Annotated in this window: 19 protein-coding genes and 1 pseudogene; 8 read left to right on the top strand and 12 right to left on the bottom strand. The window is 59.7% G+C overall.

Annotated elements, in window-relative coordinates:
- Positions 1-156: 156 nt before the first annotated feature.
- From ACWIKB_RS29610 to ACWIKB_RS29600, 3 genes are all read left to right on the top strand, one after another.
- Positions 157-420, top strand: a complete 264-nt coding sequence (locus ACWIKB_RS29610) for a DUF2790 domain-containing protein (protein WP_475271058.1) — start codon at positions 157-159, stop codon at positions 418-420.
- Between the two features lie 39 nt (positions 421-459).
- Complete coding sequence (locus ACWIKB_RS29605; RefSeq protein ID WP_475271057.1) at positions 460-672, top strand: hypothetical protein; 213 nt, start codon at positions 460-462, stop codon at positions 670-672.
- A 158-nt stretch (positions 673-830) separates the two neighbouring features.
- Entirely contained in the window at positions 831-2,042 is a 1,212-nt protein-coding gene (locus ACWIKB_RS29600) for a cytochrome c biogenesis protein DipZ (RefSeq protein ID WP_475271056.1), read from the top strand.
- Between the two features lie 9 nt (positions 2,043-2,051).
- On the opposite strand, the gene ACWIKB_RS29595 is transcribed toward ACWIKB_RS29600, so the two are convergent.
- The gene (locus ACWIKB_RS29595) at positions 2,052-3,041 is read right to left on the bottom strand and encodes an AraC family transcriptional regulator (protein WP_475271055.1); all 990 of its coding nucleotides are present in this window, start codon (positions 3,039-3,041) and stop codon (positions 2,052-2,054) included.
- A gap of 190 nt (positions 3,042-3,231) precedes the next feature.
- Between ACWIKB_RS29595 and ACWIKB_RS29590 the strand changes: the two genes are divergently transcribed.
- Complete coding sequence (locus tag ACWIKB_RS29590) at positions 3,232-3,522, top strand: DUF4242 domain-containing protein (RefSeq protein ID WP_475271054.1); 291 nt, start codon at positions 3,232-3,234, stop codon at positions 3,520-3,522.
- Between the two features lie 33 nt (positions 3,523-3,555).
- Complete coding sequence (locus ACWIKB_RS29585; protein ID WP_475271053.1) at positions 3,556-4,368, top strand: class I SAM-dependent methyltransferase; 813 nt, start codon at positions 3,556-3,558, stop codon at positions 4,366-4,368.
- Between the two features lie 233 nt (positions 4,369-4,601).
- Here ACWIKB_RS29585 and ACWIKB_RS29580 read toward each other — a convergent pair.
- From ACWIKB_RS29580 to ACWIKB_RS29555, 6 genes and pseudogenes are all read right to left on the bottom strand, one after another.
- Positions 4,602-5,033 (bottom strand): annotated as a pseudogene (locus tag ACWIKB_RS29580) (GNAT family acetyltransferase); the annotation flags it as partial.
- 331 nt (positions 5,034-5,364) lie between these two features.
- Complete coding sequence (locus ACWIKB_RS29575) at positions 5,365-5,823, bottom strand: GNAT family N-acetyltransferase (RefSeq protein WP_475271052.1); 459 nt, start codon at positions 5,821-5,823, stop codon at positions 5,365-5,367.
- 173 nt (positions 5,824-5,996) lie between these two features.
- Positions 5,997-6,383, bottom strand: coding sequence for a DUF488 domain-containing protein (locus ACWIKB_RS29570; RefSeq protein WP_475271051.1), 387 nt, complete (start codon positions 6,381-6,383; stop codon positions 5,997-5,999).
- 6 nt (positions 6,384-6,389) lie between these two features.
- Positions 6,390-7,112, bottom strand: coding sequence for a phosphatidylcholine synthase (pcsA, locus tag ACWIKB_RS29565; RefSeq protein ID WP_475271050.1), 723 nt, complete (start codon positions 7,110-7,112; stop codon positions 6,390-6,392).
- 311 nt (positions 7,113-7,423) lie between these two features.
- A complete protein-coding gene (locus ACWIKB_RS29560; RefSeq protein ID WP_475271049.1) occupies positions 7,424-7,849 on the bottom strand; it encodes a GNAT family N-acetyltransferase in 426 nt (141 codons plus the stop codon).
- Between the two features lie 27 nt (positions 7,850-7,876).
- A complete protein-coding gene (locus tag ACWIKB_RS29555; protein WP_475271048.1) occupies positions 7,877-8,242 on the bottom strand; it encodes a VOC family protein in 366 nt (121 codons plus the stop codon).
- A gap of 179 nt (positions 8,243-8,421) precedes the next feature.
- Here ACWIKB_RS29555 and ACWIKB_RS29550 point away from each other — a divergent pair, with 179 nt between their 5' ends.
- The 3 genes from ACWIKB_RS29550 (at position 8,422) to ACWIKB_RS29540 (ending at position 11,027) form a co-directional block, all read left to right on the top strand.
- The gene (locus tag ACWIKB_RS29550; protein ID WP_475271047.1) at positions 8,422-9,153 is read left to right on the top strand and encodes a tellurite resistance TerB family protein; all 732 of its coding nucleotides are present in this window, start codon (positions 8,422-8,424) and stop codon (positions 9,151-9,153) included.
- Positions 9,154-9,405: 252 nt separating this feature from the next.
- The gene (locus ACWIKB_RS29545) at positions 9,406-10,533 is read left to right on the top strand and encodes a saccharopine dehydrogenase family protein (RefSeq protein WP_475271046.1); all 1,128 of its coding nucleotides are present in this window, start codon (positions 9,406-9,408) and stop codon (positions 10,531-10,533) included.
- A 2-nt stretch (positions 10,534-10,535) separates the two neighbouring features.
- Complete coding sequence (locus ACWIKB_RS29540) at positions 10,536-11,027, top strand: DUF2269 family protein (RefSeq protein WP_475271045.1); 492 nt, start codon at positions 10,536-10,538, stop codon at positions 11,025-11,027.
- 81 nt (positions 11,028-11,108) lie between these two features.
- Here the strand turns inward: ACWIKB_RS29540 and ACWIKB_RS29535 are convergent, their stop codons facing one another.
- From ACWIKB_RS29535 to ACWIKB_RS29515, 5 genes are all read right to left on the bottom strand, one after another.
- Positions 11,109-11,405: a hypothetical protein gene (locus ACWIKB_RS29535; protein ID WP_475271044.1), complete on the bottom strand. Its 297-nt coding sequence runs from the start codon at positions 11,403-11,405 to the stop codon at positions 11,109-11,111.
- Between the two features lie 109 nt (positions 11,406-11,514).
- A complete protein-coding gene (locus ACWIKB_RS29530) occupies positions 11,515-12,189 on the bottom strand; it encodes a DUF3313 domain-containing protein (protein WP_475271043.1) in 675 nt (224 codons plus the stop codon).
- Positions 12,190-12,374: 185 nt separating this feature from the next.
- Positions 12,375-12,653, bottom strand: coding sequence for a DUF3303 domain-containing protein (locus tag ACWIKB_RS29525; protein ID WP_475271042.1), 279 nt, complete (start codon positions 12,651-12,653; stop codon positions 12,375-12,377).
- A 221-nt stretch (positions 12,654-12,874) separates the two neighbouring features.
- Positions 12,875-13,276 carry a hypothetical protein gene (locus ACWIKB_RS29520; RefSeq protein ID WP_475271041.1) on the bottom strand — a complete coding sequence of 134 codons (402 nt, stop codon included), beginning with the start codon at positions 13,274-13,276 and terminating at the stop codon, positions 12,875-12,877.
- Positions 13,277-13,390: 114 nt separating this feature from the next.
- Entirely contained in the window at positions 13,391-13,705 is a 315-nt protein-coding gene (locus tag ACWIKB_RS29515) for a DUF2388 domain-containing protein (RefSeq protein ID WP_123508992.1), read from the bottom strand.
- Positions 13,706-13,795 lie beyond the last annotated feature (90 nt).

Genomic DNA, 13,795 nt, shown 5'->3' with positions numbered 1-13,795 from the left:
GTATCGCTGTGTATCAGGCGGCGGCTTTGATACGTAGCGATTTACTCAAGCCCGTTCCCGACACAGACGGGATACCTCACAGGCTTCTAATAGGTTCCATCGAGGTAAACCAACCCGCCTCGGACAACTAATCATTGAAGCCTTGAGGACACCACCATGAATACCAAAGCCATCTACGCCGCTTGCCTGTTTGCCGCCCTGAACATCTGCACCTTGTCGGCCCGTGCCGAAGCCGAGGTCACCCCGAAAACCTACACCTACGGCACGCATTTGGACATCCAGAAAGTCGTGTCGCTGACACAGGACGCCGGCCCCTCCTGCTCGATTGTGAATGCCCGGCTGACCTACCTGGACTCCCAGGGCAAAACCCGGGCCTTGGACTACAGCAAGTTCTCCGATGACTGCCATGACGGCAACTGAGTCCTTCGCCCAATCCCTATTTGAAACAGGTAGAACACCATGAACAACGTGACTCGCTATTTGACCGCCATTGCCTTCTCCGTTGGCGGCGCGGCTGCCCATGCCAACGCTGCGGTTGAACAGGATAGCTGTGGCAGTGCCACGTGCTTCCAACTGACGCCGGTGGCGCACAAGGACACCAATGCGTTCCTGGCCGAGGATGGTTACAGCCGCACGTCGCAGGGGCTGATGGCGGATAACCAGACTGCCTGATGCCGGATACCGATTCTGTGAATACCCCATGTCCCCTGTGGGAGCGAGCCTGCTCGCGAAGGGGCAGTGTCAGCCGACATTGATGCCGGATGTGCCGACCTCTTCGCGAGCAGGGGATATGCGCTAGCCCCCCAATTTGATTCCAAAGGTAATCCCCCATGTTACTCATCGCCTTCCTGGGCGGGATTTTGACCGTCCTCAGCCCCTGCATCCTCCCGGTCGTGCCGTTCCTGTTCGCCGGGGTTGAACGCAACCGCTCTTCGATCCTGCTTACCCTGGGCGGGATGGTCCTGACCTTCGCCCTGATCTCCAGTGTGGCCGTGGTCAGCAGTGACTGGGTGGTCCAGGCCAACAATACTGGCCGCCACGTCGCGCTGATCGTTATGGTGTTGTTCGCCCTGTCGTTGATCTCTGCGCGCATCGGTGGCTGGCTGGCAGGTCCATTCGTGCTGCTGGGTAATCGCCTCGACCCGAATACCCGCAAAATGTCCGGCCCGTTGAGCTCGCTGATGATCGGCGTCGCCACGGGATTGCTCTGGGCACCGTGCGCCGGGCCGATTCTTGGTGTGATCCTCACTGGTGCGATGCTGCAAGGCGCCAATGCGCAAACCAGCCTGCTGTTGGTGGCCTACGGCCTGGGCAGTGCGCTGTCTCTGGGTACCTTGATTTTCGCCGGTCGCGGGCTGGTTAACCGCTTGAAAGCATCGATCCCGGTCACCGGTTGGTTGCGTCGTGGCACCGGCGTGGCCGTGCTGTTCGCCGCAGCGGTGATTTCAACCGGCGTCGACAAAAATTTGCTGGCCAGCACCTCGTCCGAAGGCGTCAGCAGCGTCGAGCAAGGCCTGCTGGAAAACGTACCGAAAGTGGTCGATTACTTCGTCAGCAAGGTCAAGGCCGACACCTCGATGGACAACGCCAAAGGCGCCATGCCGTCACTCAACGGTGCGGTGGAATGGCTGAACTCACCGGCCCTGACCAGCGAATCCCTGAAAGGCAAAGTGGTGCTGATCGACTTCTGGACCTACGACTGCATCAACTGTCAGCACACCTTGCCGTACGTGAAGGACTGGGCGAAGAAATACGAGAAGGATGGCCTGGTGGTGATCGGCGTCCACACCCCGGAATACGGTTTCGAAAGGATCATCGACAACGTCAAGGATCAGGTGAAAAAACTCGGCATCACCTACCCGGTGGCCATCGACAACAACTACGCGATCTGGCGCAACTTCGACAATCAATACTGGCCCGCGCACTACCTGATCGATGCCAAGGGCCAGGTGCGTTACACCCACTTTGGCGAGGGCCGCTACGACACGCAGGAACAAATGATTCAGCAGTTGCTGCAAGAGGCCAAGGCGCCTGCGGCATAACCGTTCAGATCAAAGGCTCACGGGTTCCGGACCGTGGGCTATTTTTTCATTCTGCCCGCGTCGCCACGCGGCTGGCGGCGCGCCGAACTCACGGCGAAACGCCCGACTGAACGCCGTATCGGTCTGATAACCCACTTCCTCGGCAATCCGCGCCAATGAAGTGTTGCTGCGGCGTAACAGGTTGGCCGCCAGCAACATCCGCCATTGCGTCAGGTATTGCATCGGCGAGCTGCCCACCAATTGTTGAAACCGCTCGGCCAACACGGACCTTGAAGTGTTGGCGGTGCGTGCCAGTTCTTCCAGGGTCCAGCAATGACCGGGTTTTGTGTGCAGGGCATTCAGCGCGGCGCCGACAATCCGGTCGCCGACGCCTGCCAGCCAACCGGTCCGACCTTCGCCGTGTTCGTTCATGTACAGGCGCAGTACTTCGATGAACAGCACTTCGGCCAGTTTCGCCAGCACGCCTTCGCCGCCGGGCCTTGGCGAGCGAGCTTCGGCCAGCGCGTAGCGCACTGAAGATTCCAGCCACATGCCGGCATTCGAGCCGCGCACATTGACCCGGATCACTGCCGGCAATCCCGTCAGCATCATGCCCGCCAACCGTGTATCGCACGCCAGATATCCGCACACCAGCCGCGTGACGGCACCGCCACCGCCATAACTCAACTGCCGTGGACGGCGTGCCAGCACCACGTCCAGTCGCGCGCCGCTGGCGGGTTGAAGTCCAGGCTCAGAGCTCATGCGATGGGCGTCACCCTGAGGGAAAACCACCACATCGCCGGCGTTCAGCAACAGGGGTGGATCATTGCCGAGTTCGACGTAGCACTCGCCTTCGGTGACCAAATGAAAGATCACCACCCGCTCCGCGCCGGGCTCCAGAAACGGCGCGGCCGAGTCGGCGCTGGGGGATTGGTAGCACCAGGGCGCGGTGAACCGGGCATTGATAAAAATCGCGCCGATCAGGCGCACGACGCGCAGGGTTTGTGACAGGGCGTCCATGGTGATTTCTCGTCTGGGCGGGCTTTTTGTATTGAGAGTGATTGTGAGCCTGTTGCCGCGCAGCGTGAAACCTCCGGACGATCGGGCAGGGTTGGCCGACGATCGGGCAGGACGCAGGCTCGCGCTGGCGCGATAGTTGAACAACAGGGCCACTGCTGGCCCTGTACCGATAACAAGAAGAGAGGTTGCCATGCCTAAGTTCGTCATAGAGCGCGAAATCCCGGGTGCCGGAGCACTGTCGGAACGGGATCTGAAAGCCATTTCGCAAAAGTCCTGCCGGGTTTTGCGCGAGTTAGGGCCCGAGGTGCAATGGCTGCAGAGTTACGTCACCGGCGACAAGATCTACTGCGTGTACATCGCGCCGAACGAAGAACTCATCCGGGAACATGCCAGGCAGGGCGGCTTCCCGGCCAACAGTGTGTCCCGGGTTATGGCCATCATTGATCCCACCACGGCGGAAGAGTCGTCCGTCAGAGCCTGATTCATGATCCAACCCGCGAGGGAGCCACACTTTATGAGTACACCCATTGATCTTACTGCCCTGAAAAACCGTCAGATGGCCGCCTGGGCCAGTGGCGACTACGCCGTGATCGGCACCACGTTGCAGATCGTCGGCGAGCAACTGGCCGAAGCCTGTGACCTGCGCTGCGATGAGCGGGTGCTGGATGTCGCCGCCGGCAACGGCAATGTCACGCTCGCCGCTGCCCGTCGCGGCTGCAACGTCACTTCCACCGACTATGTGGCGGCGCTACTCGAACGCGGTGAAGACCGCGCCCGGGCCGAGCGACTGGAGGTGATTTTCCAGGTGGCCGACGCCGAAGCGCTGCCCTTCGACGATGCCAGTTACGACGCCGTGCTCTCGACCTTCGGTGTGATGTTCGCGCCGGATCAGGCCAAGGCTGCCAGCGAACTGGCGCGGGTCGTTCGCCCCGGTGGGCGCATCGGCCTGGCCAACTGGACGCCGGAAGGTTTTGTCGGCCAGATGTTCAAGACCCTCGGCCAACACCTGCCACCTCCGCCGGGCGCACAACCGCCATCGAACTGGGGCAATGAAGCCTGGTTGCACACGCACTTCGACGACCACGACTTCCAGACCCAGGTGACGCGCCGCACCTTCAACTTCCGCTACCGCTCGGCCGCGCACTTCATCGACACGTTCCGCAGTTGGTACGGGCCGGTGCACAAGGCCTTTGCGGTGCTGCAGGTTGACGGTGCCATGGCACTGGAAAGGGATTTTACCGAGTTACTGAACAGGATGAATCGGGCGGGTGAGGCGTCGCTGGTGGTACCCAGTGAGTATCTGGAGGTGGTGATCACACGGCGTTGATGACAGGCCACAATAAAAAACTGTGGGAGCGGGCCAGCCGCTGATTTTGCGCAATACATCAATCCCTGTGGGAGCGAGCTTGCTCGCGAAAGCGCTTGTTCAGTCGATATTGATGTCGGCTGGCACACCGCCTTCGCGAGCAAGCCCGCTCCCACATTGGGTCCGGGCCAGCCGCTGATTTTGCGCAATACATCAATCCCTGTGGGAGCGAGCTTGCTCGCGAAGGCGGACTTTCAGACGCTGGGGATGTTGACTTCTACCTTCTTCCCCATGCTGATTCGCGGCTCCACCCCATAGCCCAACGATTCATAAAAACTCTTCACTTGCTCATTGGTGCTGACAATCTGCAAATTGATTTTCATGCACCCGCGAGCCGTCAAAGCCTGTTCGGCGTGACGAACCAGCCTGGCGCCCAAGCCTTGCCGGCGCTGCGCCGGATGCACTGCCACCGAATACAGCCAGCCGCGATGGCCGTCGTATCCGGCCATAACCGTGCCCACGACCACCTCTCCAGCCAGCGCCACAAAAAACAGCCCATCGGCGATGGCCAGTTTCTTGTCGATCACCAGGCTTGGCGTGTTGTGCGCGGTTTCGTAGCCGAACGCGGTTTCCCAGAGTTCGATGACCAAGGCGCGATGTTGTTCGTGGGTGTAATCAACAATCGGGAACATGGCGAATCCTTTCACTGTGAGGGGGGCGACGCTATCGTCATGGGAGGTGCTCTGTCCACCCGACACATTGAACCGAATCAGCGCGGAACAACCGTAGGAGCTGCCGAAGGCTGCGATCTTTTGATCCTGATCTTCAGCGTTTCCAAAAAGATCAAAGGCAAAAGATCGCAGCCTCCGGCAGCTCCTACAGTAGATCTTCAGCGTAGATACACACTCAATCCAGACTCAAACGCCTCTCCATGATGATCGTGCGTTCGGCACTGTGGAACTCATGTTATTGAAGGTGACTGACACACCGCTTTCGCGAGCAGGCTCGCTCCCACATTCAATCAGCGCTCAAGCGCAGAGCCATGATGATCGTGCGCTCAGCACCGTGGAATTCATCGCGGATTTTTTGAAAACCCAGCTTCAGGTAAAAGCCTTCAGCGGTAATGGAGGAGGGGACGCGCAAAACTTGGATGTTGGCGTCAGTGGCGATGGATTGAAGGGTTGCCATCAACTGTCGGCCGAGGCCTGTCCCTTGGTGATCGGGATCGACGAACACGCTGCGCACAACATCGCGGTCGAGGCTGGCGGTCGCAACGATCTGATGATCGACGGTCGCCACGAAGACCTGGCGTTGGCTCAGCAAGGTGAGGATGGATTCGGTGGAAAAGCTTTTCTCCACCTGAGCAATGATGTCGGGCGGGTAGTCTTGGGCGTTTGACTGGCGTAGGGACCGGATGATGACCTGGCTGATGGCGGTTGCATCGTTCGGGGATGCGCGTCGAATGTGGCTGTTCACGGAGGGCATTTCCTTATGACAGATCTCCCTGCCTTGCACGGTCCATGTAGGAGCTGCCGAAGGCTGCGATCTTTTGATCTTGATCTTCAGCGTATCCAAAAAGATCAAAGGCAAAAGATCGCAGCCTTCGTCAGCTCCTACAGTGGGATTTCTATGAGCCCGGACGGCTATCTCTAAAGAATCTGTGCGCCCCGTGCCTGTAGCAGTTCACGCAATACGGAGCGATGGCAGTGCGCCTCATCCTCGCAGTAACAACCCACCGCCAGCGACGTTTGATGGGACATCGCCGCCAACAGGTCCAACAACTGGCTAGGCGCAGGATGATTCATTTCAGCTTTGAATTTTCGCTTGAAGACTTCCCAGGCCTTGGCATCTTCAGCCGCTTTTGCTTCGGCGACCAGTTCCGGGCTGGGGGACAGCAGTGGCTGCCAGACGTCATAGAAATCACGGCTGGCGAACTCGGCTTTCGGCACACCGCGAGGCGGGCGGCGCACCGTGCCTAGACGCAGGCCTTCTTCGGGCCCACGAGGTGAGCCCAGCCGCACGATGTGGATGGCCATGCCCGGTTACTTGTGCCGTGAAACGTCAAACCATTCCATCGCGGTGCGCCAGATGCAGATCCCCAGGAAGTAGGCGGACATCAGCAGCCAAAGCCCCATCACCAGCGGGTTGATCACCGGGTGGTTGACCACCAGCGACAAACTGCACAGCAGCCAGATGGCGGTCACGGCGATGTTGATCGGCATAAATTTGCGTACGCGGAACGGGTGCAGGAACTTCATTCGGGTCACGGTCAGCAGCGCCAGGCCAATCACGGTGAGCAGCGTCACCCATGGCGACGGGCCAATAATGTACAGGCACAGCGCGACGACGTTCCAGGCCGCGGGGAAGCCCTGGAAGTAGTTGTCCTTGCTTTTCATGTTGACGTTGCAGAAGCAGAACAGCGACGAGACCAGGATCAGCGACACGGTCAGCAGCAGCGTGTAGTCCGGCAACGGGATGTAGCGGTAGATAAACAGCGCCGGGATGAACACGTAGGTCAGGTAGTCGATGACCAGGTCGAGGATCGAACCGTCAAAACTCGGCAGCACCGATTGCACATTGACCTTGCGCGCCAACGCTCCGTCGAGGCCGTCGACGATCAGGGCCACGCCCAGCCACAGCAGGCAATGGGTGGCCTGGTTTTCCAGCAGGGCGAGGGTGGCCAGGAAGGCGGTGACCACGCCAGTGGCGGTAAAACCATGGGCGCCCCATGCTTTGAGCCTGGCGATGTGTAAGGTCGATATCACGGGGGCGTTCTCCAAAAAGTGAAGCAAGCCAGTCAGCACCCTTCTATTGGGGGCGTCGGCAAACCGGGTCGGGTTGCAGGTATCGACCGGAAAAGCGGGGTTAAGGTTCACCATCTATGAATCTTAGCTGTCCCGCAAAAAAATATGTCGGAGAAATTCGCATGGCTGATGCTTTGGGCTTGCGTCATCAGGCACCCCAAACCCTTGTGGGAGCGAGCCTGCTCGCGAAAGTGGTCCGTCAGTCAATATTGATGTGACTGGTGCACCGCATTCGCGAGCAGGCTCGCTCCCACATTAGGCTTACTGTGGGCTTATAACGCTTTGCTCATAAACACGCGGCTGGTTCCCTCAGGCAGGCACGACACCTCACCAAATCGCTGCCAGCCATGTTTCTCGTAAAACCCCGGAGCCTGAAAACTCAAGGTGTAGAGCACCGCAGACTGACAGCCGCGACGGCGGCCTTCGTCTTCACAGGTTTTGAGCAGTCGAGAGCCAAGCCCGGAACCGCGCAGCGACTCGGGTACGTAGAAAAGATCGATGAACAGCAGACCCAGCGACGTACGCCCGGTTATTCCTCCCAGCACCTGACCGGTGGCAGGATCGCGAACCGTCACCGCCAGCGCCTGCCGGTCGCTGATTCCGGTGGCCTGATCATTGAAGGCGCCGAGCCCGACACTGAGCACCTGCTCGACTTCAGGTTCGATCACGTCGCTGACGACGATCTGAGGGTGATCCATGGGTGGGTTGATCCTTTGGGCGGTGGGTTAGCGGGGGTAGAACACTCGCAGCCGATGGTCATCGGGGTCAAGCGCGACGAAGGTGCGACCGAAATCCAACTCGGTCGGTGTTTGCAGGATGCTCAAACCCAGGCTCGACCATTTGCCGAACAGCGCGTCGACCTGTTCGGCAGACTCCACTGGAAACGCGAGCTCCATGCCACCACCGGTCATCCCCACCGCAGGTTCAGCGGTGTGCCGCGACCAGAGGCCCAGTTTGTAGCCATCTTGCAGCACAAACAGGGCGAAGGTCGGGGATTCTTCCACGGGTTTCAGGTCCAGCAGAAACTCATAGAACCGTGCACTGACCGCAGGGTTTTCGACGAAAAGCAGCAAGTAGCGAGGCGTAATCATGGGATGGCTCCGTTGTTGATCGGCGCAGCATAGAAGGGTGCAGTGTCAGATTCTGTCAGTAGTGTGATTGCGCGGATTCCAGCTCAGCCAAACGGTGCTGGCGCAATTGCCGGCGGGGGCTATTGTTGCGTGACTGCATCAAGCTTATTTGAACAGCGCCTATTAATGAGGACGTCGTCATGAACACCAGCGATTTGCTCGAACAACTTCTGCGGGCCGGCCAGGGCTCGATGACGCAACAGGGCGGCGGTGCTTCGCCGTCCCAGGGAGGCTTGGGCGGGCTCGGCGGATTGCTCGGCGGCCTGTTGGGTGGTGGCGCCGGTTCCAGTGTCGGCGGTGGCGGGTTGGGCGGATTGGGTGGCTTGCTGGGTGGATTGCTGGGCGGCTCTGCGTCGGGTAGCTCGACCCAGACCCGATCTTCCGGCGGCACCAATTATGCGGCGCTGGCCTCCCTTGGCATGATGGCGTTCCAGGCCTACCAAACCTGGCAGCGCAGCCAGGCCTCGGCACCGCAGCAGGCGCCACGCACCGTGGACCTGTTGTCCGGTCCGGAAGTCGAGGATCACAGCCACGCCGTGCTGCGCGCCTTGATTGCCGCCGCCAAGGCTGACGGCCGGATCGATGACAACGAAAAACAGATGATCAGCACTGAAATCGGCCGTCACACCGACGACCCGCAACTGCAGCAATGGCTTGACGAGGAAGTCGCCCGGCCGCTGGATGCCGCCGACGTGGCGCAGTCGGCCACCGACCCGGCCATAGCCGCAGAAATGTACCTGGCCAGCGTGATGGTGGTGGACGATCAACAAGACGCCGAGCGTAATTATCTGGATGAACTGGCGGCGGCGCTGAAGATTGACCCCGAGTTGCAGGTGCATCTGGAGCAGCAGGCCAAGGGTGGGTTGGCTTAGTCGTCACGTACTCAATGATGTGTTGTCTTTCTGGCTGCCTTCGCGAGCAGAGCTCGCTCTCGCATTGGATTTGCGGTGTGATCAGGTTTGTGTGATCGCCGCGATCCCTGTGGGAGCGAGCCTGCTCGCGAAGAACGATAACGCGGCCGATCCGCCAAAACTGTCCCATGCCGTCAAACAAATCGCTCCTGCCTGATCATTCGATCCCTTAGAATCGCGCTTCGGTCACGAAACGATTCAGGGAAGCAACACATGACACTCAAGGTAATGGTGATCGGCGGCTACGGAAATTTCGGCAGCATCGTGTGCCGGCATTTGGCGGTGATGCCGGGCATCGATCTGGTGATCTCCGGGCGCGATCCGCGCAAGTTGTCGGCTCAGGTCGAAGCGTTGAAAGCCCTGTCCGGCACACCCTGTGAAAGTTGGTGCGGTGATGCCATGGGCGCCGGTTTCAGGTCCGCCCTGGCCTCGCTGGGCGTTCAACTGGTCGTCCACACCGGCGGCCCGTTCCAGGGCCAGTCCTACGCGGTGGCCGAGGCATGCATCGACGCCGGCGTGAATTACTGCGACCTGGCGGACTGCCGCACCTTCGTCAATGCCATCGCCGTGCTGGATGCCCGGGCCAAAAGCGCGGGCGTGGCGGTGCTCAGCGGCTGCAGTTCGGTGCCGACATTATCGTCGGCGATCATTGATCAACACCGCTCACGCTTCAAGCGCATCGATACGATCGAACACGGCATTTCTTCCTCTGCGAAGATGCCGGGGTTGTCCACCATCGCCGGTGTGCTGGCCTACGCCGGCAAGCCGATCAAACAGCTCAAGAACGCCCAGGTGCACGAAGTGTCCGGCTGGCAGGACCTGACCCTGCGCAAGATGCCGCAGATGGGCACTCGGGTGCTGGCCAACGTCGACGTCCCGGACATGGACATCTTCGCCAACCGCTACGGCGCCCATACGTTGCGATTCAAGGCCGGTTCGGGCCTCAAACTCGGTGGCGTGGCCAACTACTTGCTGGCCCAGGCCTTGCGCATGGGGCTGGTTCGCGACTACGCGCCATGGGCCGCGCGGTTGCACCGTTGGGGCACCTGGTTCGAAGGGTTTGGCGATGGCAAAAGTGCGATGTACATCGACGTACATGGCCTCGGCCTCGATGACAAGCCGTTGTCGCTGACCGTGCAACTCACCGCGTTCAATGACAAGGGCCCGCAGATCCCCAGCTGCGCTGCCGTCGCCCTGGCCGCGAAGATGCTTCAGGGCTATGTGCCGGAACCCGGTGCACGACCTTGTGTCGGCGAAATCAGCGTCGATGAATACATGGCCGCCATCAACGATCCGGACAACCTGCAGCTGTCCGTGGTTTTTCCTGATGGGCAGGGCTGAACATGCTCTACCTCAGCCTCAAATACGCCCATGTTATCGCCGCGATATTCCTGTTCGGCTTCGGCATGGGCTCCTACCTGTATTTGATCGCCGCCAGCCGCACCGCCAATCCTCTGGTGATCGCTCACGTCGCGCGGATGGTGGTGCGGTTCGATACCTGGATCACCACGCCGGCGGGCTTCATTCAGATCCTGACCGGGTATGGACTGGTTAAACTCAGCGGGCTGCCCCTGACCACCGAATGGGTGCTGACGGCGCTGGCGATCTTCCTCTGCACCGGCGCGCTGTGGCTGCCGGTGCTGGTGCTGCAAAAGCGTTTGCAGGTGCTGGCGTCGAGCGCCGTTGAAACGGGGCAGGGGTTGGCGGTCGAGTACGCGGCTGTCTACCGCAAGTGGTTCTGGATGGGCGTGTTGGGGTTTCTCGGGATGTTCGTGATTGTGCTGATCATGGTGACCCGAATGACGCCGGTGCAGTGGGTGGGGCTGCTGGGGTAGGAACACCCCTGAAGCCCCGGTAGGAGCAGCCTTCGGCAGCTCCTACGGGGGACATGCGAAGTGCTTTTTGTGGGGAGGTACTTATTTGTCACCCTTGGTGTTGTCCTGGATTTTCTGCAGGGCTTGGGTGGTCAGCGAGATGCATTCTTTTGTGCCCGCTTCAGTTTTCTCGGCTTGTGCTTTTTCGGCTTTTTCTACGGCATCGTCGATGTCGTCTTGCAAGCCGGCACTCTGTGCTTCTGTGCTGAGTTGAGCATTGTGGATTTTTTGCAGATTGATCGAACACAGGTCGTCTGCAGCGAAAACCGACGGGGCCAGCAGGGCGGTGGCAACGAATAATCCAGCAAGTGCAGAATGCTTCATGGAAATCTCCTTCATGGAAAGTCCGGTGTTGTTGCGGACGGGCAGTATCCAGCCTTGGGAGCAGGGCCTGGAAAATGACTATAGCTAACCACGCCAAAAAGGCAGGTGGCTCACCCGGTCGCTGTCAGCGAATGAACGCCTGCAAATCAGCCGTCAATTTGCTGATCGCCGCTTTGAAATCATTGGTGGTGACCTTCTCGCTCGAGTTCTTCAACTGTTCGCCGAACACTTTGCGCACCACTTTTGCCATGACCTGGTTGTTGCTGGCGTCGACCAGCTCTGCTTCAAGAAACAGCGTGGTGTCCTGACTGCGATGCCCGGAAGCAGCGCTCACTCCGCCAACCACGGCGGCGACCGGTACCACTTCATACCATTGCATGCCTTCGTTGGAGGCAGTCACCCCGGTGATCGCGGCCCGCACGACCAGGGTTTTCGAGCCCGCCGGGGCCTTTTTGGCGCTGGGCACAACGCGGTATTTCTGGCCAAGCACACCCTTGGCGCTGTTGGTCATGTAGGTCTGCAATTCTTCCAGGGTCTGGCGATCGACCCGTTCGTTGGGTTTCGGTGCCGGATAGAGTTCCAGCTTCATGAAAGCCACGGTGTCGTAGGCGTTGGGGTTCCACGACGGACTGACCCAGCGCATGGCTTTCTCGCCACTGGGGGTGGTCACTTCCTGGAGGTTGTTGTAATTGGGCAGGAAGCCTGAGTACTGCTCCCGCTCGGTGACTTTCGAAGTACAACCGCCCAGCAGCAGACTGGCCAGTGCGGCGCCGACAAACACGTTTCGAGACAGGTTCATGGTGGTGGGTGCTCCGTGGGGGGGTAGTCGTTATTTTTTTTGATAACGGTAGTTCAAAAACACCAGGCCATAGGGCCGGTCACCACTTGAATCCAGGCGTTGTCGAACTGACCTCCAGTACGAATACCCCGGAGCGAGAAGAGTGAATGCATCAGGGCGGCGATCAGCGTTCGCCGCCCTGATGGCTAGTGCTTGCCGGCTGCCGCCAACAGCGGCGCCATTTGTTCGTCGGTCAGTGCCGCGTGAACTTCCATATTCATCAGGTCGTTCCACTCCAGCACCCATTTCTGGATAGCGACCGGATCACTGGCGTCGGCAATGCCAAAACCGCTGGAGGCGCCGATCGCATGCCAGCGACCATGCATTTTGACGCCCGCGGGTGGAGCGCCTCCGGTCTTGAGGAAGCGTTCAATCGCGGCGTTTCGATTTTGCGGACTGATGGTCCAGCTGACGATGAATAACATCTGCCACCTCCTTTTACGGACTGGCACCTGTCTTTGGAATGCGCACCTGGCTGGCGCCGGGGCCTGGTTCACGCTTGTGTGTTCAGCGCCCTCCCGCCTGGCTTGAAACCATTGCTCCCACGATCAGGCATAGCAGCGGTGCGCACTCGGCGTACGACCGCTGATCTTGTTTCGTTGTGTTTGGAGCGAAAATTCAAGCCAGTGATACGAGGGTGAAACACTCAGGCATCGCGCAACAAGTCGTTGGCGTTGAGCAGCTCGTAGGCGATCTCCGGACGCTTTTCCAGGCTGCGTCGAATGGCGGCGGGGATGGCTGCGCGGGTCTTGCGACATAGACCAGGCAGTTCCTCGATCTGAATGCCGATACCGCGCATGGTCCGCACTTCATTGAAACTGGGTATCAGTTGCAGACGAATGCCCAGCTGCTTGTGCATGAGCTGTTGCAGATGTTCGAGGTCGGTCAGGCTTTGCAGGTTTTCCAGACGATCCAGCAGGCGCTTTTCTTCCTGACGAGTCAAAAACAGAATGCGCACATCTGCGCCGGGAGTTTCCAGCAACGGATCACGCCCGCAGATGCAGGCGCCGGGCGGGCAGGGTGAGCGGATTGGGGCCGAGTTCGTCATGGGCTCAATCATAGAGGCCCGCGAACGGTTTTGCCCATAGCGTTCGAGCGCGGACCAAGGGCAGGCATCCATACAAGCCTGCCCTTGATACTCACGCGATTAAGCGCAGGTGCTTTAGTGAGCGACCGGCCCCTCGTATTGAACGAGGATTGCGTTGGCCAGGTCGGCATCGGTGGCGTTGAGGCCAGGGTTGTCCTGGCGGATCTGCTGCAACACCGCCTCCATGTAGACCCCACGAATCGCGCCATCACTGGCGACGAATGCCGAGACGTCGTCCCGGGCCGGAATCACCATTTTGTGGTCTTTGAAGGTGGAATACAGCGAAGCGGAAACCCCTGCCGAGGTCGCAACATCCTTGCCGCTTACGGCCAGGGCAGACCCGATGGGCAGGCACAATATCAGAGAAGTAATGAGTAGCATGCGGCGCATGGCGTCGTCCTCCAACAGCGTAAAGCGAAAAGGAAGTAACACATTACTTAGGAGGTGCGGCGAGGCTCAGGAGTTCAATGCTGTGTGCAT

It is taken from the genome of Pseudomonas sp. 5Vm1k (assembly GCF_056161485.1).
The sequence above is the reverse complement of the archived record's forward strand: the minus strand, read 5'-3'. Positions and strand labels throughout refer to the sequence as shown.

What these genes read in the sequence shown, in the direction of transcription:
- ACWIKB_RS29610 (WP_475271058.1), top strand. Translation starts at nt 157, where the DNA reads ATGAATACCAAAGCCATCTACGCCGCTTGCCTGTTTGCCGCCCTGAAC.
- ACWIKB_RS29605 (WP_475271057.1), top strand. Translation starts at nt 460, where the DNA reads ATGAACAACGTGACTCGCTATTTGACCGCCATTGCCTTCTCCGTTGGC.
- ACWIKB_RS29600 (WP_475271056.1), top strand. Translation starts at nt 831, where the DNA reads ATGTTACTCATCGCCTTCCTGGGCGGGATTTTGACCGTCCTCAGCCCC.
- ACWIKB_RS29595 (WP_475271055.1), bottom strand. Translation starts at nt 3,041, where the DNA reads ATGGACGCCCTGTCACAAACCCTGCGCGTCGTGCGCCTGATCGGCGCG.
- ACWIKB_RS29590 (WP_475271054.1), top strand. Translation starts at nt 3,232, where the DNA reads ATGCCTAAGTTCGTCATAGAGCGCGAAATCCCGGGTGCCGGAGCACTG.
- ACWIKB_RS29585 (WP_475271053.1), top strand. Translation starts at nt 3,556, where the DNA reads ATGAGTACACCCATTGATCTTACTGCCCTGAAAAACCGTCAGATGGCC.
- ACWIKB_RS29570 (WP_475271051.1), bottom strand. Translation starts at nt 6,383, where the DNA reads ATGGCCATCCACATCGTGCGGCTGGGCTCACCTCGTGGGCCCGAAGAA.
- ACWIKB_RS29560 (WP_475271049.1), bottom strand. Translation starts at nt 7,849, where the DNA reads ATGGATCACCCTCAGATCGTCGTCAGCGACGTGATCGAACCTGAAGTC.
- ACWIKB_RS29555 (WP_475271048.1), bottom strand. Translation starts at nt 8,242, where the DNA reads ATGATTACGCCTCGCTACTTGCTGCTTTTCGTCGAAAACCCTGCGGTC.
- ACWIKB_RS29550 (WP_475271047.1), top strand. Translation starts at nt 8,422, where the DNA reads ATGAACACCAGCGATTTGCTCGAACAACTTCTGCGGGCCGGCCAGGGC.
- ACWIKB_RS29545 (WP_475271046.1), top strand. Translation starts at nt 9,406, where the DNA reads ATGACACTCAAGGTAATGGTGATCGGCGGCTACGGAAATTTCGGCAGC.
- ACWIKB_RS29540 (WP_475271045.1), top strand. Translation starts at nt 10,536, where the DNA reads ATGCTCTACCTCAGCCTCAAATACGCCCATGTTATCGCCGCGATATTC.
- ACWIKB_RS29535 (WP_475271044.1), bottom strand. Translation starts at nt 11,405, where the DNA reads ATGAAGGAGATTTCCATGAAGCATTCTGCACTTGCTGGATTATTCGTT.
- ACWIKB_RS29530 (WP_475271043.1), bottom strand. Translation starts at nt 12,189, where the DNA reads ATGAACCTGTCTCGAAACGTGTTTGTCGGCGCCGCACTGGCCAGTCTG.
- ACWIKB_RS29525 (WP_475271042.1), bottom strand. Translation starts at nt 12,653, where the DNA reads ATGTTATTCATCGTCAGCTGGACCATCAGTCCGCAAAATCGAAACGCC.
- ACWIKB_RS29520 (WP_475271041.1), bottom strand. Translation starts at nt 13,276, where the DNA reads ATGACGAACTCGGCCCCAATCCGCTCACCCTGCCCGCCCGGCGCCTGC.
- ACWIKB_RS29515 (WP_123508992.1), bottom strand. Translation starts at nt 13,705, where the DNA reads ATGCGCCGCATGCTACTCATTACTTCTCTGATATTGTGCCTGCCCATC.